The organism is Paenilisteria newyorkensis, assembly GCF_000766145.1.
Classification (GTDB): domain Bacteria; phylum Bacillota; class Bacilli; order Lactobacillales; family Listeriaceae; genus Listeria_A; species Listeria_A newyorkensis.
In genome coordinates this window covers 113,703-133,016 of sequence record NZ_JNFB01000045.1, presented here as the reverse complement: position 1 = coordinate 133,016, position 19,314 = coordinate 113,703, and the positions used below count along the sequence as shown (strand labels likewise).

Annotated in this window: 12 protein-coding genes; 2 read left to right on the top strand and 10 right to left on the bottom strand. The window is 45.3% G+C overall.

Translation table 11 applies throughout. The features are described 5' to 3' along the window. Positions 1–54: 54 nt before the first annotated feature. Positions 55–5,922 (bottom strand): VaFE repeat-containing surface-anchored protein, encoded by a 5,868-nt coding sequence (locus tag EP58_RS17105; protein WP_052171475.1) that lies wholly within the window; start codon positions 5,920–5,922, stop codon positions 55–57. A 593-nt stretch (positions 5,923–6,515) separates the two neighbouring features. On the opposite strand from EP58_RS17105, the gene EP58_RS15640 reads away from it, so the two are divergent. Beyond that, positions 6,516–6,749: an IDEAL domain-containing protein gene (locus tag EP58_RS15640; RefSeq protein ID WP_036081429.1), complete on the top strand. Its 234-nt coding sequence runs from the start codon at positions 6,516–6,518 to the stop codon at positions 6,747–6,749. A gap of 269 nt (positions 6,750–7,018) precedes the next feature. Here the strand turns inward: EP58_RS15640 and EP58_RS15635 are convergent, their stop codons facing one another. From EP58_RS15635 to EP58_RS15605, 7 genes are all read right to left on the bottom strand, one after another. Further along, complete coding sequence (locus EP58_RS15635; RefSeq protein ID WP_036094760.1) at positions 7,019–7,462, bottom strand: universal stress protein; 444 nt, start codon at positions 7,460–7,462, stop codon at positions 7,019–7,021. A 54-nt stretch (positions 7,463–7,516) separates the two neighbouring features. Continuing rightward, positions 7,517–8,188, bottom strand: a complete 672-nt coding sequence (locus EP58_RS15630) for a TVP38/TMEM64 family protein (protein WP_036094759.1) — start codon at positions 8,186–8,188, stop codon at positions 7,517–7,519. 114 nt (positions 8,189–8,302) lie between these two features. Next, positions 8,303–9,811, bottom strand: coding sequence for a response regulator transcription factor (locus EP58_RS15625; RefSeq protein ID WP_036094758.1), 1,509 nt, complete (start codon positions 9,809–9,811; stop codon positions 8,303–8,305). Next, positions 9,786–11,543 (bottom strand): sensor histidine kinase, encoded by a 1,758-nt coding sequence (locus EP58_RS15620; protein WP_036094757.1) that lies wholly within the window; start codon positions 11,541–11,543, stop codon positions 9,786–9,788. The genes EP58_RS15625 and EP58_RS15620 overlap by 26 nt, the downstream gene beginning before the upstream one ends. A 24-nt stretch (positions 11,544–11,567) precedes the next feature. Continuing rightward, positions 11,568–12,218 carry a YesL family protein gene (locus EP58_RS15615; protein ID WP_236637267.1) on the bottom strand — a complete coding sequence of 217 codons (651 nt, stop codon included), beginning with the start codon at positions 12,216–12,218 and terminating at the stop codon, positions 11,568–11,570. A 55-nt stretch (positions 12,219–12,273) separates the two neighbouring features. Further along, positions 12,274–13,587: a glycoside hydrolase family 125 protein gene (locus tag EP58_RS15610; RefSeq protein WP_036094756.1), complete on the bottom strand. Its 1,314-nt coding sequence runs from the start codon at positions 13,585–13,587 to the stop codon at positions 12,274–12,276. Next, positions 13,584–16,280, bottom strand: a complete 2,697-nt coding sequence (locus EP58_RS15605) for an alpha-mannosidase (RefSeq protein WP_036094755.1) — start codon at positions 16,278–16,280, stop codon at positions 13,584–13,586. The genes EP58_RS15610 and EP58_RS15605 overlap by 4 nt, the downstream gene beginning before the upstream one ends. Before the next feature lie 222 nt (positions 16,281–16,502). Here EP58_RS15605 and EP58_RS15600 point away from each other — a divergent pair, with 222 nt between their 5' ends. Then, entirely contained in the window at positions 16,503–16,991 is a 489-nt protein-coding gene (locus EP58_RS15600; RefSeq protein ID WP_036094754.1) for a GNAT family N-acetyltransferase, read from the top strand. A 56-nt stretch (positions 16,992–17,047) separates the two neighbouring features. Here the strand turns inward: EP58_RS15600 and EP58_RS15595 are convergent, their stop codons facing one another. Together EP58_RS15595 and dnaB are read right to left on the bottom strand one after the other, a co-directional pair. Continuing rightward, positions 17,048–17,719, bottom strand: a complete 672-nt coding sequence (locus tag EP58_RS15595; RefSeq protein WP_052164946.1) for a Crp/Fnr family transcriptional regulator — start codon at positions 17,717–17,719, stop codon at positions 17,048–17,050. Positions 17,720–17,897: 178 nt separating this feature from the next. Then, positions 17,898–19,298, bottom strand: a complete 1,401-nt coding sequence (gene dnaB, locus EP58_RS15590; RefSeq protein WP_052171474.1) for a replicative DNA helicase — start codon at positions 19,296–19,298, stop codon at positions 17,898–17,900. Between the last annotated feature and the right edge of the window lie 16 nt (positions 19,299–19,314).

The following is a 19,314-nucleotide window of genomic DNA, read 5'->3' as shown; positions in this document are numbered from 1 at the left end:
AAGCGCGCTTTCACTTTGGAAAACGCGCTGCATAAACGCTCTCATGACTTATCTTTAAAGGTGCTGCTTCCTTTTACGAAGGAACATACTCGACCCCATCACTATAATTATACTTCCAAATAAGAGATTCAGCAGTGAGAATGTGTCTCCAGTTTTCGGCATTTTTTCTGTTAAAATTGTGTTCTCTTTACCTTTGTTATCTTTGTCAACTTTGTCAACTTTCTCTATTTCCTCTATTTTGCTTATACCATTACCCGCTACAGATAGATTTTCTGGTTTTAGCGGATTTTGTGGGTCTCCTAGTCGGTCTACTCTTTCTGGTTGACCTGTATTTTCTGGGTCTGGCTGCTCGATAAAGCGAACCGTTTGGTCTAAGTCGTTAATGTCTTCGTGTCCCACAACTTCTTTCCCATTGCGGAATAATTTCTCGAAGACAACGACTTCACGTCCACCTAATTCACGTGCGTCCAAGTCAAATGCTACTTCTACAACACCGTTTGGCTCTTCTGGTGTGAATGTTGTTTCGCCTAGTACTTCTTTACCGTTTGATAGAACTGGCTTATTCGTTGCTTTGTCCATCAATTTCCCAGTTACCGTGTATTCTTTTCCGACGATTAAGTCTTCATAGTATACCTTGTCAATAATGCTTACTTTTTCTTCTGGCATGATTTCTTTCTCACCATTTTGATCTGTTGCGATTGTTTTTAGGTCTGGTTTCGTGAATGTCACGGTTTGGTCAGCATCATTAATATCTGTATGCACCGCTACTTCTTTGTTGTCGGTATATAGACGCTCAAATGCTACCACTTCTTGCCCTGCTAAAGCTTTGGCGTTGAATGTGAATGTTACGTCTACTTCGCCATTTGGTGTTTCTGGTGTGAAAGTTGTTTCTGCTTCTACTTGCTTACCGTCAACTAATAATGGTGCTTCTGTCGCTTTGTCCATCAAAATTCCTTGGACCGTGTACTCACGACCTGGTGTAAGATTTTCATAACGAACCGTATCGATAAGTGTCACGTCTTCTTCTGGACTTGGTGTTTGTGTGTTTGTTTCTTCGTCACGTAAAGTTGTGCCGATTTCTGGTGTTTTGATCGTAACCGTTTGGCCTTCGTCGTTGATGTCTTCATGGTTCACTACTTCTTTACCGTTACGCATTAATTTCTCGAATACGACTAGATCCTTACCGTATAAATCACTTGCGTCAAATATGAACGCTACTTCTACAGAACCATCTGTATCTTCTGGCGTGAATGTTGTTTCACCGCGTACTTCTTCACCATTTACAAGAACTGGTGCATTTGTTGCTTTGTCCATCAAAATTCCTTGGAGCGTGTATTCTTTCCCTGCGATTAGATCTTTGTAATCTACTACGTCGATAATCGTTACTTCGTTGTCTGCATTCAGTTCTTTTTCACCGTTTTGATCGGTTGCTGTTGTCCCGATTTCTGGTGTTTTGAACGTAACTGTTTGGTTTGCATCGTTAATATCTGTGTGAACTGCTACTTCTTTACCGTTTTGGTATAGGCGCTCAAATGCTACAACACCTTGCCCCGCAAAACCTTTAGCACCAAATGTGAAAATCACGTCCACTTCACCATTCGGTCTTTCCGGTGTAAAGGTTGTTTCTGCTTCTACTTGCTCACCGTTAACTAATAATGGTGCTTCTGTAACTTTGTCCATCAAAGTTCCTTTCACCGTGTACTCACGACCTGGTGTAAGATTTTCATAACGAACCGTGTCAACAAGGCTAATTTCTTCTTCTGGGCTTGGGCTTTGTGTACCTGTTTCTGCATCACGCAATGTTGTACCGATTTCTGGATTTTCTATGAATACGGTTTGGCCTTCGTCACTAATATCTTCATGGTTGACTACTTCTTTCCCGTTACGCATTAATTTCTCGAATACGACGATATCCTTACCGTATAAGTCACTTGCGTCAAATGTGAAGACTACCTCCACAGAACCGTCTATATTTGCTGGTGTGAAGGTTGTTTCGCCGCGCACTTCTTTACCGTTTACGAGTATCGGCGCGTTTGTTGTTTTGTCCATCAAAATTCCTTGGACCGTGTATTCTTTACCTGCGATTAAGTCTTCATAGCCTATTGTATCAATGATGGTCGTCACTTTGTCTGCATTAATTTTTTTGTCGCCGTTTTGATTCGTTGCCGTCGTAGCGATTTTCGGTGTTTTAAACATAACTGTCTGGTTAGCGTCGTTAATGTCAGCGTGGGAAGTCATTTCTTTGCCGTTTTGGTATAAATACTCAAATGCCACAATTTCCTGTCCTGCCAAACCTTTGGCGTTAAATGTGAACGTTACTTCTACTTCGCCATTTGCTGTTTCCGGTGTGAAAGTTGTTTCTGCTTCTACTTGCTCGCCGTCAATCACGAGTGGTGCTTCTGTTGCTTTGTCCATCAAAATTCCTTGCACCGTGTATTCGTGGCCCGGAATTAAGTTTTCGTATTTGACAACGTCTACTAATGTTACATCTTCCTCTGGACTTGGTGCTTGTGTCGCTGTTTCTTCGTCACGCAAAGTCGTTCCAATCGCTGGATCCACGACTTTAATTGTTTGTTTCACGTCATTAATATCTTGGTGAACGGCTACTAGCGCGCCATTTAATTTCAATGTTTCAAAAACAACGATGTCTTTGCCATTTAATTGTGATGCGTCCACTGTGAATTCGATTTCTTCCGTACCATCCACATTTGCTGGACTAAAGGCTTTTGTCGCCGTTATTGTTTGTCCATTTACAAGTAATGGTTGATTCGTTGCTTTATCCATCAAAATGCCTTCGATATCATATGTTTGTGTCGTGTCTAGGTTTTGATATTGTACCATATCGACAATCGTGATTGGTCCAGCGTGTACGCTACTTTTCCCTGTTTCTTTGTCGCGTGCAACCGTTCCAATGCTTGGCTCAATAAATGATACGGTTTGTGTCATGCTATCTTTATCCGTGTGTGTTGCCATTACTTGTCCTGACTCATCTTTCAACACTTCAAAGACAACATACGAGTTACCTTTTAAAGCCGTCGCATCTAAATTGTTAAGTGGTACTGTGACTTCTCCAGATGCCGTTGTCGGAATAAATTCGTGTGAACCTTGCGTTAGAACGATGTTTCCAGTTAACTTGTCTACCAATGTTGCTTCTAATGTGTAACGCTCGCCTGGATTTAGGTTTGTATATACTACGCGGTCGCTAAGTTGTACGTTTTGGTGCGGGTGAATGTCATGTTGTAATCCTGTGCTCGTTTCAAATGCAAATGTTTGTAAACTTGGTGCAAAGAAAGATACTGTTTGATCTGCATCATTTAAGTCCTCATGTGTTGCCACTACTTCATCCGTTGACGTATCAATCAGACGTTCAAATACGACGACTTGTTGCCCTTTCAAAGCACGTGCGTCAAATCCGTCTAATGCTACGACTTCTTCGCCATTCTCCGTTGTCGTTGTGAATGTTTTCGAACCTTGCGTTAACACAGTTTGACCATCTTTCGTCATCAGTTCTGCCTCTAGACGATACGCTTTGCCAGGTGTTAATTCTTCATACATAACACGGTCGCTAATAGACGTTGCCACCCCTGGGTACAGTGCTTTATTGTTCGTTCCTGTTTCAAAAGCTAGCGTTTCGATTCGCGGTTGGTAATCACGTTTGTTTGTGACATTATCCAACTCTAGAACCGTTCCGTCGCTCATAATTTCAAAATCTATCGCCTTACCATCTAAAATATAACCGCCACTCGGTGCTTTTATTTCAACAAAGTGATAATTGCCGTATGGTAAGTTATTTACCTCCACTTTTCCAGTTGACACGGCACTTATATAGACACCTAGCGCATTGCCAGGCGTGTTTGACGTCCCTTCATATAAGGTGAACTCTGCTCCTGCCAACGGATTTTGCGTATCTGCATCTACTTTTGTAAAACTTACACCACCACGCGGATCTGAAAATGCCACTGTTTGATCTGCATCGTTCAAATCTTCGTGTGTCGCGACGATAAGTCCGGACTTTACATCGATCAATTGTTCAAATACTACAACTTGTTGGCCGCGCAATGCCCTCGCGTCAAAAGCTGCTAAATCGACTACTTCTTGACCTGCCGTGCTCATTGCAGTGAACTGTTTTTGCCCTGTTGTTAGCTGTAGTGCACTATTTTTTGTTACAAGTGTTGCGTCCAAACGATATTCCTTACCTAACGTTAAGTCGTTGTAAGAAACACGATCACTAATCTGCGCCGCTTCACTTGGAAAAAGAACTTTATTCTCTGTCCCCGTTTCAAACGCGATGGTCTGAATGGTCGGGTCAAGAATCGCTCTATTCGCGACGCCTAATTCAAATGGTACAGCTACTTGATCTTGTCCAATAGTGAACATTCTTGGTGTTACATCTAACTCATAACCCTCTGGTGCCTCTTTCTCTACAAAATAGTAATCTCCGAATTCTAAATCATTGACTAATACAATCCCACTTGCTGACGTTGTATAGGAGCTGATTGGTGTCTTTCCTGCTGCTGGTGGTCCTCGATATAAATCAAACTTCGCTCCTGCCAATTGTTTACTTTTGTCAGCCTCATCGTACTTGCTTAATTCTACAGATCCGACAGGCGCTTTTTCACGCTCATTGATAATCGGAATTCCCAATGTCGTCATGCCACTAGAATCTAACACAAAACGATATGGCGCATCCAAGCGTTTATATCCTTCAGGCGCATTTTTTTCACGAAGCTCATACGTCCCAAAACGCAACTTGTCATGGCTTATAACACCATTTTTATCCGATGTTAAGTCAGTTGCTATCTCCGTTTCCCCACCACTTGCTGACATACGATATAAATCAAAACTAGCGCCTTCCAGCGGTTTGCCATTCTCATCTTGTTTTATGACAGTGAAACCAGCTTGCTCGCCTTCCGCCCCGCCAGTACCGCCTTCAAGTCGTAACGTACCGTTAATCTTTCTTTCAAACCCATCTCCTTTGATGGCTACCTCATTATAAAATGCTTCTTGATCCGCATCTGTTATTTTTGTTCTGTACGTAATCTCTCTTCCGAAACCATCATCTAGATTCCCTAAATCCAACGAAAAAGTCCTTGCCGCAGCATCCTTTTTCGTTATTTCCATCTCAGGCAATCTATTTTCTACAAAAAATCCGCCTCTAACTCCGTATGCTTGCCTAACTCTAACCGAGTCTGAAATAAGCGTGTGACCTACGCCATAAGTGTCTTCTAGCACAACGTTATATACTGGGTCGTAGTAGCCCGGACCTGCTGGATTGGATTTAAGTTTAGGTGGAATAACAAAAATATACCATTCTATTATGCCATTCCCTCTATACGATCGCATTTTATAACTGGTGTCCGTGGTAATCTCTACAGGCCCTGGTTCCCCAGGAGGGCCTTCCCCTTCATCCTCTTTTATAGCCGTTATTGTCACCGGCTGTTTACCAGGCAAAGAATCAAATTCAATTTTCTGCTGAGGTTTCACACTTGAGTCAAATTGTATATAAAATTCAACATATCCCCTTACATTGGAATGCGTTTCTGGATAATCAGTAAACGTTACATTGTAGGCTGTACCACCAGGCGAAGTTGCTTGTCCTCTTGCCACGACCGCGCCTGACGCAGCTTTGAACTCCATCACGTCATTTTGCGCTGTTCGTAGTCCTTCTGGCAGCGTGATATTCATTGTATTTCCTTCTTTAACATCTATATTATTTGGTATCGTCCAATCATATCGAACCTTAAAACTTTTACTTATAGGGGCTTCTGAGATAGTATTCCCGTTCCTATCTGTAATGTTGATATTAGTAATAAACTCCGTTCCCCAAGACACCGATGCAGATGCCATCATCTGTATCGGTAACAAACCCATGATTAGCGTACAAATCAGTAACATAGAAATTATTTTCTTTATCGTTTTCATTATATCTTCCCCCTCTTCCTTAAATTCAAATCATGATAGCGCTATCAACGTAAATTTAACGTGATAACGTATAATTGTCAACGTTTTTATTTTTTCAATTGACTTTATGATTTAAATTTTCGAAAAGTATATAATTTAAAGAACAATATATTTATTACTTCTTTTTATCTATATGGGGTAATGTAAACGAATTCAAAAATGTACTCAAAGAGAGGAAACATAGCCCCCTTTTTTGAAAAGTAAATAGGATATGAAATCAGGTTGCCATTAGATACTTTTTTCTTTGGATTAGCGATATTTAGATAAAAATTATTTAAACAATATAGAAAAAAGAACCGTTTTTTGAAATCACTAAAGTAAACGTCTAATTAATATAACCCGATAAATACAGAAATAGAGACCCCTCTGCAATTTTTCTCACGTTATGTTAAAAAAAAACGCATAACCTCTATTTATAACCCCCTTATAGCACCAGACGCATCATCCAAACGCCCATGTTACTAAATATTTTTCCATAAAAAGGTTTCATCCCTCTTTTAAGGTGGTATTGTCTATTAATAATTTAGAAAATACACTTTGAAGGAGTGATTGTCATGTCTGCCAAGAAAATATCTGAAGCAATGTCCCAACAATACAAGGAGCTTGAAAATGAAAGAATCGTTATGGATATGTTCATCGACTGTTTCATGACAATGCTCGCACAGAAACAACGGATGGAACGAATCCAAAACGAGATTGATCTTGCTTTGGAAACTCAAAATAGACGGCGTTTTTATCGTTTGACTACACGGATGAAACGATTGCAAGACGAGCAACTTCATATGTAAAGGTGCATAACCCAAATAAATCGGCGACAAGCGCTCGCATTCAGGGAGTTTGGCGGACTTCCGGTTCGGCTAACGCTTAACTTCTTACATGGTCGGGGAAACTACTCCCTCCCTGTTTTCAGTCATCACATACACCAGTATGCTCCGCTTCCGGCTTCCACCAAACTCCCTGAATACAAACGCTTTCGCTCGATTTGTTTAAAGCAATATCTTCGTCCTACCTCAATGATGAGATAGGCTTTTTTTCATGTATAGGGTTCTAACAATCGTTATTTTACTACCATCACGTTACATGGTGCGTGGTTGACTACATATGCTGTTGTAGAGCCGATTAGTCTTCTTTCTAATGCGCCTCTTCCTGTTGCGCCAATCACGATTAGATCGCTTCCGTTTTCTTTCGCGTATTCTACAATGCTTCGTTTTGCGTCGCCGTGCACTGCTTCATTTTTGTATGGAATTGTTTTATCAAGGTCGGCAGTTATGGTTTCTAATCTTTTTTCTGCCAGCGCTCGGTAGATGTCGTCAATTTCTGGGCGGACATCCAGCTGTAAGTAGAGTTCGTCGTCGTTTGGCATGATTTCGGTTATCACAGTTAGGAAGGTCAAACTCGCTTTTTCGAATTTCGCAATCCTGACCGCTTCTTGGAATGCATCCTTTGATTGTTCTGAACCGTCAAACGCCACCAAAATTTGTTTTATCTTTGTTTCTGTCATGCTACTTCACTCACTCTCTTATTTTTATAGTTGCTAAGATCGCCATAGCGCCAATCACGCATTGCTTCGTACTTGTCTCTTTTGGAAAATTCGCAGGACGAATACAAGAATCACAACGCAAACGATCGATAAAATGGCGATCTTAGTATTTCCTTTAAGTAAGGCGTCTCCTCCAAATGCGTATAAAAAGGAGGTTGGCAAAACACCGATTGTCACCGCCAGCAAAAGAGATTTCAGCGGTAATTTCAGTTTTACTGCTGCGTAATTCACAATCACGGATGGAAGCACCGGTATCATGTACCCTACTGTAATCCCGACGGTAGGCTTTTTCATGTTTAAAATATTCGTTATGAATTCTCCGGGATCTTTCGCTTTTTTGGATAAACCGTATTTGCGCAAAATTAGGATAACAATGAAGTTTCCCAGTATATTTCCGCTGACGTTCATTAAAACACCAATCCACGGACCGAAACACACACCTATAAAAATGCCGATAACCGAGTTGGGGACGCCTGGGATAGCGCACATGACAGCGGTCAGAGCCACTAGAAGTAACGCGTCTTTTAATTTATGACTGCGGATACTTTCCATTAGGTGGGCACGGTCTGCTTTTGGGTCAAGAAATAGCATGAAATCCGCGTAGTAATCTTTGTATATCACATAACCTAGTATAATCACTAAGATGAGGCCTAATAAAATAAACAGTACTTTCAGACGAGTGCTCATATCGTCCCCCCTTTTCGCGTACTACATCAATTATAGCTCGGCGTTTTCAACTTAGCAAATTCCACCTGTATTAAAAATGGCGCCCCACTCTGTAAGCTGAGACGCGACACTTTTTTAATGTACTTTCTCTTTTTTGCGGAAGCCGTTCGGGGTGTAGCCGGTGTATTTCTTGAATTGCCGGTAAAAATAGGCCATGTCGGTGTAGCCTGATTCTTCGGCGATCGCGGTCACGGGTTGCTTGGTTGTTAGCAGCACTTCTTTGGCATGGTTGACGCGGTATTGATTGAGGTAGTCCGTGAAATGACTGCCGACTTCTTTTTGGAAAAGTTGACCGAGATAAACGGCGTTAATGTGGAACTTGGCGCCTAGCGTTTTCAGTGACATGCCCTCTGTGAAATGTTCGGTGACGTAAGAAATGATTTTCTGGATAATCGGACTTTTGCTGTTGTCATCGTGTTGATTGCGATCGAAAAATGGGTGAATCAGCTCCAGCATCGTGGTTTTGAGTTCGCATGGGGTTGCGGCGCCGTCTAGTCTGCGGATCGCTTTTAGTAGTTGCTCCGGGTCGGATTCGGACATCATGAGCGCGACTTCGCTGAGCACGCGGATGACTTGATGTGGGTCGCTTTCGTAAAGGTGTGCCTCCCATTCGGTGAAAAAATTATCGAGCCAGGTTAGCGTCTTTTCTTTTTCCTGCAAAACGAGGGCGCGCGCTAGTTGATGTTGGCTGAAATTCGGGCGCCAGCGATGCGGTAAAATTTTGTCGGCGGAAATAAGTGTGCCTGGTGAGGAGACGAGGCGTTCTTGGAGTAGTTGTTCGAGGCCGCGGAATGCTTTCGGAAAATAGGCGGTTCCGGTTCCAACTTCGCTCATCAAAAAGAAGCATTGTTCCACGCCGATGAGGGCCCCGATTTCTTCGTATACCGTCGTGATCTGCGCCGCGATTCCAGCATCGTCCTCCGCCATTAAACCGATGAGCAGTTCTTCTTCGGGATTTAGCAACATGAAAGGATATTCCGCGCGCAAATGGCTCTGTAGCTTTTTCCAGCCGTCCGCCGTTCGGTCTACCTGTCCATACATCGGCTGAATCCACACGAGCGCCGTCCTCATTTCTTTGGCAAGCGGCATTTTATAAAGCGCCATCCGTTCCTTCCAATCTTCCATCCCAATGCGGTCATTTAGCCAACGCCATAGCGCATTATCCCGCAAAATATAGTATGCGGCATCGTCTCCCGTCGCTTGAAAATCGGCCTCCACTTTCTCTTTAATCTGCGTGATTGTTTCAAGTAACTCCGTCTCGTTCAGCGGTTTGAGCAAATAATTCTCAATCCCGATTGCGAGTCCTCGTTTCACATACTCAAATTCCTGGAATCCCGACAAAACGATGAATTTCGTCTCGGGTTGTTCTTTTTTCCAAGCCTCAATCAGCTGTAAACCGTCCATTTTCGGCATTTTGATATCCGTAATCACGAGGTCGCACGGCTCATTCGCGAAATGCGTCAGCGCCTCCATCCCGTTTTTCGCGGTTCCAATAATCTCAATTTCCTCATCAAATTCCTGAATTACCGCCTGTAAACCTTGCACAATCAGCGGTTCGTCATCTACTAAAAGCATTTTCAACATAGTTTTTCCTCCCCTGCGATGTGTATGGAACGCGTAGTGTCACTTCGGTGCCCTGGCCTTCGATGCTCGTAATCGCGAGTCCGTATTGTTCTCCAAAATAAAGCTGGATGCGGCGGTGAATATTCACAAGTCCAATGCGGCCCTGTTCGCTTTTTTCATCCGCGAGATCGCTCTGTATTTGACGCATTTTGTCGTCTGTAATGCCGAGTCCGTCGTCACGCATCCTCACTTCGAGTACGCCGCCAACTCGTTTTGCGCTGAACGTGAGGCTCGTTCGCTTTTCCTCATGTCGCGCGTATTTGAAGAAATTTTCGACGAGCGGTTGTAGCGTGAATTTTAAAAATGGGTGTTCTAATAGTGGTTCTTCGACTTCTAGGAAAAATGGGACTTCTTGTTGGTAGCGGAGTTCCATGAATTGTAAGTATTGGCGGACGTAGTTGACCTCGTCGGCAAGCGTGACCATCTCGATATTGTCGGCGGTGTAGCGCAGAAGCGTGGATAGGTGGTAAATCATGTTGCTGGTCACCTTCGCGCCTTCTAACCTCGCGTGCATGCGGATGGCTTCTAAAGAGTTGTAGAGGAAATGAGGCTCGACTTGGCCTTGTAGCGCTTTCAACTGGGCTTTCTGTTCCTCGATTTCGAGCGTGTAAACCTGCTTAATGTAGTCGTTCAGGCTGTCTCCCATCTTGTTGAAGCTTTGACTGATCAGCGTGAGTTCATCTTCGCGTTCGTCGACGGGAAGCTTGGCGTGGAGCTCGCCTTTTTCCATTTGATCCATGCCGTCGATAATAACCTGGATGCGGTTGGAATAGCGCCTGCTGATGAAAAAATTGACCGCGATGGAAATCAGGACGAGGCCAACTCCGACGCCGAATAGTGTCCATTGGAGAACGGGGATGCCGCCGATTTGGCTTTCTGGGATGACGACTTGGCCGAAGACGCCGGATGCTTGTTCTTCGGTGGTTTGGATGTAGCCGCTGCCGTGACGGTAGCCATTTTCCATATTTTCGGACGTGATGTCAGGGAGCGCGTGATTGCTGTATAGCGTTGCCTTTTCGCGGTTTAGGACGGCGAATGTGGATGCTGATTTGGTACTTGGAATCAGATCGCCTAGGAATCCGGGGTCGGTGTACATCAAAACGGTTCCAAGCGGTTGCAGCGTACTCGGATCATTGATGACTTGCTTGAACACGAGGCTCTCGCCCAATCGGAATACATTTTCTTTACGCGAAATGCTCTGTAGCAGTTTTTTCTCGCCGTATTTTTCGAAAAACGGTTGCCATTTGCCATAATTTGTCGGAAAAGTATACGTGAATTCTTTGTCCGCCGACACAAGCTGCACCGCGATTACATCCTCATCATATGTAAAATAGGACCTCAGAAAACTCTGCAAATCCACGCTGTAAAAGCCTTGCCGCGCGTAATAGTTATCGATGTTCTGCCGGATATAGTCGGCGTAATCGTGGGTCATCGCAATCTGGACGTCATTCATGAGATCGCTGTTTTTATAGATTTCCTGCGTCATGGCGACGAGCGCGGCTTCTTTTCGGTCCACTGCGACAAGTTGCGACTCTGAAACCGCTTTCGTTTCTTGCAACACGGCATCGACTTTTATGTTCGTGTAGTATTTGGATATGAAAAACAGCAGTAGTCCGACGGTGAACAGCGATGTTAAGGAAAAAATCAATAACATGCGCTGAAAAATTCGCCGTTTTCGTTTGTTTGCACTCATTTTAGAAAACACCCCCAGTCCCTATTATGCCACATTTTGCGCGGATTGGGCTGCGATTTTTGCTTGCATTTTCTGAAAGCGAACGAGATTGACTTTCATCACCCAATACGCCGGCAAAACGCCTGAGATAAAGAGGATGAGCGCTGGGACTTGGGCGATGAGATAAGCCGCGATTCCAAAGCCCGCGATGAGCAGCAGTGAGGTTTTCCAGCTTGTGAAGGCGAGCAAGAACGACTGGATAACATAGCCTCGTAGCGGATAAATGAAATGCGCGTAAACGGAAAAATAATTCACGAGCGCAAGTATCGTCATCGCGAATAGGAAAAACAGAAAAAAGTAGAGCAAGCTTGACGCCAAGCCATTCATTGTTGCAAAAACGATGCGGAGATCGATGTATAGGAATCCCAGAATCGCCGCGAAACATAATCCCGCCAAATTGGTCTCTACGAAGGCTTTTTTGTAGGCTTTCCAAGCGGTCGGCCAAATCGCGACATCAATATCTTTTTGCGACCATTTCCGAGTTACGGTGAAAAGCGCTGCGGTTGCTGGCATGAAGCCGAAAATGCCCAGCCCTAGAACGATCAGAAACATCCAAATGAGGTTCGCCCAGACGAAGCGGATCAACCACTGGCTGGCGACGAAGAATTTATCCATTTTTTCTACTTTATTCATCATATATCATCTCCTACAACGAAAGAGCGAGCCAAATTAGGCGCACTCTTTTCGCATTTTATTTTGTATTTTTGGCTAGCGGCGAGCCTTTCACGCAGATGCCACACAGACTCAGAACGAATTCGCTGAACATCGCGTTCGACCAGGCGAACCATTCGCGGGTGTACTCGTTGTGATCGCTCGCGTTGACGCCTTCATGCATAAAACCAGTACCGCCATCCGTCGTTGTCAGCATCTCCAGAATCGCTAGCTTTTCCGATAAATTCGTCGCCGTCATACCTTGCACACTAAGCGCGATTGGCCACACGTAATGATCTGGCGTATGCGGACTGCCAATCCCCGTCAGCTGACTTCCCTCCACATAAAAAGGATTTTCGCGACTCAAAATGAAATGCCGTGTTGCGAGGTATTTTGGATCGGTGAAATCGCCAAAACCTAAGTACGGCGCGGCTAGGAGACTCGGAACATTCGCGTCATCCATGAAATTTTTACGTCCAGTTCCATCGACTTCATAGGCGTACATTTCGCCATAATAAGGATGCTCCTGCAGCGCAAAATCTTGAATTCCCTGCTCAATTTCCGATTTTAGCGTCGCGATTTCCGTGGTAAGATTCGCGTCTTTCCAACACGCCTCATTGATTTCTTCGAGGTAACCAAGCGCGACCACAGCGAACATATTGCTCGGCACCAAATAACCGTAAAGACACGCGTCATCACTAGGCCGGAAGCCACTCCACGTCATGCCGGTGTACGCGACCTCCGTACCCTTTCCATCACGATTCAGCGTATCCGACTGGCGAACATCCGCACGTTCAAACGAATACGGCGACTCGGTTTCATGATGCTGTTCCGTTTTCCAAACAGCCAGAATCGCCGCCACACCACGACGGAAATCCGCGTCAAAATGTGCCAAACTTCCCGTACTCTGCCACAGCAAATAGCCCAGCTGAATCGGATAACAAAGCGAATCAATCTCATATTTGCGCTCCCAAACGTGCGGCGACATCTCCGTTTTATCCGTCTGAAAACCCTTCCCGTTCGCCTCCTGATTAAACGCATTCGCATACGGGTCCAGTTGCACAAAACGCATCTGCTGCTTCACAAGTCCCGCAATCACCGCCGCCATCTCCGGATCATCCTCCGCCACCATCAAGTACGGCCGAATTTGGCTAGTCGAATCCCGCAACCACATCGCAGGAATGTCCCCAGTAATCACAAACGGCAAGCCCTCCTTCGTCTCCGTCAGCGTCGTCGCGTACGTATTTAAAAAGCATTGCTGAAACATTTCCTGTAACTTTTCATGCTCTGGAAAAACCTCCGCAACCCGATTAATCATTTTCTGAAAACTTTTCGGCACATTTTTCGTCGTCATTTCCCATCCTCTTTTCTCCACGTTATAATTTCACTCGGCGCAACCTGCCAACTCCGCGCTAACGCCACATCCGGAACCGCTTCCTCCAAAATCGTCGTTTTGCGCATCTCATCCAGCAACGCCATCTCCCGCACCGTCTCACTCACACTATAAAATCGCAAAATTTCCGCGTCCCCGCTCGACGCCCGTTTCCAGCTAGAAAAAATAAGTCCCGGCGCGTCATGCCACATCGCAAATTCCACACGACTCGAAAGCTCCCCGTCATGTTGCCCATCCGCCTGCACAGCCAGCGGTTCCATCTGATACTCATACGCCCATTTCGCCGCCTCCGTCCGAAGCGTCTCCTCCACATACGGCATCACATAAAATTCCGCGACCTGCTCGCCAAACGACTGCGCCTCAGGAGTTGGGAAGTTGCCCCAATCACCAAGCTCCGAATTCGCACGTAACAACGTCAAACGAATCTCCGAACCATCCGCGTTCACCTCGTATTCCGGCAAACCACGATTCACCACCATCAAGCCTCCAACCGCCACAAAAGCCTGCTGCCGCTGATCATTACTCGGATTTTGCCACTCCTCGCTCACCTGATTCGGCCGTTCCACAATCTCAAAAACACTATCCGCAAAATGCGTCGCGCGCGTCGTTCCAGTCGGGAAAACCGCACGCAAACGATGATCCGCCACGTCGTTATCCAAACGTACATCCACTTTCAGCGCCTTCGAACCCGACTCAAGCGTCAATCTCGTCCGCACGACAAACTCGCGCAAACGCTCCGATCTCGGCGACACCCGTCCAGGATGCCAAACCACACGCGCCTTCTCATCCGAAAAAGCCTCCGCATCCGCACTTTCCGGCAACATCATCCGATGCGTAATCTCCACTGTTTTGCGAACCTTCGAACTCTCCAAAACCACAAACTCCGCGTCCAAGCCCTCCGTCGAAACCCGTAGCCCGTCGCCAGTCTCCTTAAACATATACTCATTCCCGATATCGCCCTGATCCACATACGCCCCAAGCCCAGCAAACGTTTGCCCCGACTCCTTACAAACCAGCGTATACGAACCATTTTTCGCAACATCCACTTGCAAAAACTGATTCTCCAACCGTTTCGCGTCATTTTCAACCCTTACAGTCTCCTTTTCACCCCGCACAGGTACAGCAAAATACGTCGCAAAACCCATCCGTGGCAAATCCTCCGCAACAAAGCGCACACGATAGCGCCGCGCAAAATAAGGCTTCCGGAATGCCCGATCCGGCAGCTCATAATCGAACTGCATCCCAAGCTCCGTCACGTCCGCATCCACCAAATTCCCGTCCCGATCCCGAATCTCCAATCGCACACTTGGCAACGAATCCAAATACGCCGGAATCTCCTCAAACGGCATCTCCGCAAAATACGTCCGCGCAAACTCCACATCCACCGTCACGACCCACGTCGCCGCATAACCCGACGTATGAAACACCACAACCGGCACAGCCTCAGCGCCCCCATCAAATTTTGCCGTCGTGTCCACTCGCCGCACAATCCGTGCCACCTTATCGTCCAGCATCGCGCGCGCCGCCTGCTCCGCCTTCATGAATCGCGTCTCCATCTCCCGATGCACCGCGTCCACGCTACAGCCCGTAATACTATCATGAATCTGATTCTCCATCAGCAACTTCCACGTAAACTTCAAATACTCCTCCGGGTACGCCGCCGTCCCAGTCCGCGTCGCCATCACCGCAATCGGCTCAACCTGCTTCTCAAGCAACTGCTGCACCCGTTGATTCGCCTGCTTCAAATACATCCGTGACGAAGCCGTATTCACCAATGTCGACCAGCCATCCGTCCGCTGATTCGTAAGCTCGCCCTCAATCACCTGCAAATCCTCACTCGGCAACAACTTCCGCAACTCCGCTACATATTCCGTAAAATGACTATGCTTGAAATCCACGTCCGGATACAGCTCCCGCGCCACATCCAACGCCTCCGGTAAATCCACTTGCACCGGCTGATGATCACACCCATTCAAAAACAGCAACGCATCCGTCGACGCATAATCCGCCACATCCGCAAGTTTTTTATCCCAAAATGCCAACGCATCCTCGCGCCCCACTGGAATCTCATTCCCATTCGAATACCAATTCGCCAGCAACACGCCCAAAACCCGTGTCCCGTCCGGCGCCTGCCAAAACATTTCCGAAAACGGCGACGTGTAACCACCCTCAAAAACCTGATTATTAAATCCAGTCGGCTTCACGCCCCGCCCAAAAATCACCGAATCAATCCCAGCCTGTTTCACAAGTTGCGGCGCCTGACCATAAATCCCAAACGTATCCGGAAAATACCCAATCCGCTCCACCGCGCCAAACTCCCGCGCATCCTGCATCCCATAAAGCAGATTTCGCACATTCGCCTCACTACTCGTCAAAAACGCATCCTGCAACATATACCAAGGACCAATCCGCAATTTTCCGTCTCGAACCAAACGCTCCATCCGCGCCCGCGCCCCAGGCTTCACCGCCAAATAATCCTCCAACATAATTGTCTGCCCATCCAAATGAAAATAATCAAACCCATCCTTATTCTCCAACAAATCCGCCGTCTCATCCAGCAACGTCACCAACCGATAACGCAACGTCTCCAGCGGTAAAAACCACTCCCGATCCCAATGCGAATGTGAAATTATGTACGCCGTTTTCTTCATCAAATCCCGCCCCTCTCACCTATCCCAAAACAGTTTTCCAGCCATTTTTGTATTCGTTTTCATTCTCAGTATATCGACCCCCATTTCGAAAATCAATGACACACGAGCAACTCCTATGATAAGTCTATTTTTATGAGTTTTGTCTACCTTCCCAACCCGCTCCACTTCCCATCAAATCTCCAATATGCTACGATAATACTATCTTTCAAATAAAGGAGTTTTACCATGCATATAAAAATTGCAAAATCAAAAGAAGATAGCCAACATATTTCCAAACTCGCACACCACATCTGGCACGAACACTATCCTTCTATCATTACCGAAGAACAAATCGACTACATGTTGAACAAATTCCAATCCGCTGACACCATATATAGCGAAATCACGAATGGCACAACCTACCTCATGGCCTACCAAGACTCCACATTCGTTGGCTACGCGGCATTCTACCAAAAAGACACCGAACTATTCCTTAGTAAACTATACATTGATCCCACCTACCACAAACAAGGAATTGGCAAACAACTATTCACCGAAATCACCCAATTTGCAGAAAAAAACAACTTGCCAAGCATCCGACTTTTCGTGAATAAATACAACATAAATTCCATCGAAGCCTACAAAAAAATGGGGTTCACCGTCGAAAAAGCCCTTATAACCGATGTCGGCGGCGGTTTCATCATGGACGATTACACCATGACCTACACGCTCTAAAACATAAAAAGAGGATAGTCTCGCCACTTTTATACGGGCACTATCCTCTTTCTGTCCTATTCTTGCAAAAAATCAATGGAATGGAATATAAACTGATTTGCAGCACCATCAATATACCCTTCATCACTCCAATTCTTCCACGTCTGCGTCATTGTTTTCGTACTTACATTAGCATAATTCGAAATAATTTTCTTTGTGAAACATCTTTCCAGTATCACTGTTTCGCCTTCTAAAACAGCATATTTCGGTAACAATGCTGCTAAACAATGCTTCAGCCGTATTTCACTCGGTTCTCGCATAATTAAACATTGTTCTACTAAGAAACCGTCATGGTTCATGTGATTCATATACAAATAAATCCAGCCCTCTTGCATACTGAGTAATAATTCAACCACAGCTTCACGTTGAAACGCATACACACTGCATCGCTCTAACGCTCTAAAAGTATATAAACTTTCCTCAATAATAAAAGTGTTACTTAACCCAGCAATCTGGCTAGCCCCTAAAAATGAAATGACTTGCCCCTCACGTTCTAATGAAACTACACCACTCTCGATAAAATATACGACTGGATCAATTTCTTTCTCCATTATTAGAACTGTTTGTTTAGGTACAGTCTTCTTCGTATAAGGTACTCGATTTTCTAACAATGTATCCAAAAAATTCTCGTAATTAAATCGATTGCGAATGACGCGGTGACTGTATAATTCAACTAACATCTCTTGCATATTATTCGCCCTCCCCTCTCTTGTTATCTTAACCGTACTTTAACGATACCATTATTTACCCCAAAAAAAATAACATATTTCCTGTAAATGAGTCCCAAATGCATAGATTTTGTTACAGTTTGCAAAATAAAAAAACAGTTGTAAAACCAAATTTGGCTGTTACAACTGCTTTTGCATCCTAGGCTCCATGCGGAACTTGAGAGTCATCATACCTCACTTCGAGGTTGACGAATTTATTATATTCTTTTACAAACGCCAACTGCACGGTTCCAACTGGTCCGTTACGCTGTTTGGCAATGATAATTTCGATTGTACCATCGTTCTCGCTTTCATGATCATAGTAATCGTCACGATATAAGAAGGCCACGATATCCGCATCTTGCTCGATCGAACCAGATTCACGAATATCTGACATCATTGGGCGCTTATCTTGTCGTGATTCCACGCTACGTGACAGCTGCGACAGTGCAATAACCGGGATTTTTAATTCCCGCGCAAGAGCTTTTAGGGAACGTGAAATTTCGGAAACTTCTTGTTGCCTATTTTCACCGCCATTACGGCCACTTCCTGAAATCAGCTGCAAGTAATCAATCACGATCATGCCAAGGCCAGCTTCTTGTTGCAGACGACGGCATTTAGAACGGATTTCGTTCACACGCACGCCTGGTGAATCATCGATATAAATACCCGAATTAGATAGCGTCCCCATCGCGATCGTCAACTTCTGCCAATCATCGGCGGTTAGGGAACCGGTACGCAAGTTCTGAGCGTTGATATTACCTTCTGCGCAGAGCATCCGCATCACGAGCTGCTCCGCCCCCATTTCGAGACTAAAAATCGCGACATTTTCATCGGTTTTAGTAGCCACATTTTGCGCGATATTCAGTGCGAAGGCGGTTTTACCCACGGAAGGACGGGCGGCCACGATAATCAAATCATTGCGTTGAAAACCCGCCGTCATGTGATCAAGCGCACTAAATCCACTCGGAATCCCAGTAATATCACCTTTTCGATTATGAAGAATCTCGATATCATCATACGTTTTGACGAGGACATCTTTAATATTTTTAAAAGCCCCTACGTTTTTACGTGAAGAAACTTCCAAAATATTCTTTTCGGCTTCGTCCATGAGGGTTTCGACTTCATCCTCGCGCGCATAACTATCCGTCGCGATTTGCGTCGCGGTGCGAATCAGTCTACGCAACAAGGCTTTGTCTTCCACAATATGGGCGTAATATTCTAAATTGGCTGCGGTCGGAACCGCTCCAGAAAGCTCCGTCAAATACGGCAAGCCACCGACATCCTCAATTTTTCCAGTGGACGCCAATGCTTCATATATAGTTACCACATCGACGGCTTTTCCTTGGTCGCTCAGTTCGAGCATGGCTTGGAAAATATGTTGATGCGCCTGGCGATAAAAATCATCAGGCATTAAAATTTCCGAGGCTGTGATTAGGGCTTCGGGTTGCAGGAATACTGCACCTAAAACGGCTTGTTCCGCCTCAATATTTTGAGGTGGGGTACGATCTAGTGTATCCACATTCACCCTCCTTTCATGCGGGCGCCGACAAGCATCCATCTCCGTCGTTGAAGTC

What these genes read in the sequence shown, in the direction of transcription:
- EP58_RS17105 (WP_052171475.1), bottom strand. Translation starts at nt 5,922, where the DNA reads ATGAAAACGATAAAGAAAATAATTTCTATGTTACTGATTTGTACGCTA.
- EP58_RS15640 (WP_036081429.1), top strand. Translation starts at nt 6,516, where the DNA reads ATGTCTGCCAAGAAAATATCTGAAGCAATGTCCCAACAATACAAGGAG.
- EP58_RS15635 (WP_036094760.1), bottom strand. Translation starts at nt 7,462, where the DNA reads ATGACAGAAACAAAGATAAAACAAATTTTGGTGGCGTTTGACGGTTCA.
- EP58_RS15630 (WP_036094759.1), bottom strand. Translation starts at nt 8,188, where the DNA reads ATGAGCACTCGTCTGAAAGTACTGTTTATTTTATTAGGCCTCATCTTA.
- EP58_RS15625 (WP_036094758.1), bottom strand. Translation starts at nt 9,811, where the DNA reads ATGTTGAAAATGCTTTTAGTAGATGACGAACCGCTGATTGTGCAAGGT.
- EP58_RS15620 (WP_036094757.1), bottom strand. Translation starts at nt 11,543, where the DNA reads ATGAGTGCAAACAAACGAAAACGGCGAATTTTTCAGCGCATGTTATTG.
- EP58_RS15615 (WP_236637267.1), bottom strand. Translation starts at nt 12,218, where the DNA reads ATGATGAATAAAGTAGAAAAAATGGATAAATTCTTCGTCGCCAGCCAG.
- EP58_RS15610 (WP_036094756.1), bottom strand. Translation starts at nt 13,587, where the DNA reads ATGACGACGAAAAATGTGCCGAAAAGTTTTCAGAAAATGATTAATCGG.
- EP58_RS15600 (WP_036094754.1), top strand. Translation starts at nt 16,503, where the DNA reads ATGCATATAAAAATTGCAAAATCAAAAGAAGATAGCCAACATATTTCC.
- EP58_RS15595 (WP_052164946.1), bottom strand. Translation starts at nt 17,719, where the DNA reads ATGCAAGAGATGTTAGTTGAATTATACAGTCACCGCGTCATTCGCAAT.
- dnaB (WP_052171474.1), bottom strand. Translation starts at nt 19,298, where the DNA reads ATGGATGCTTGTCGGCGCCCGCATGAAAGGAGGGTGAATGTGGATACA.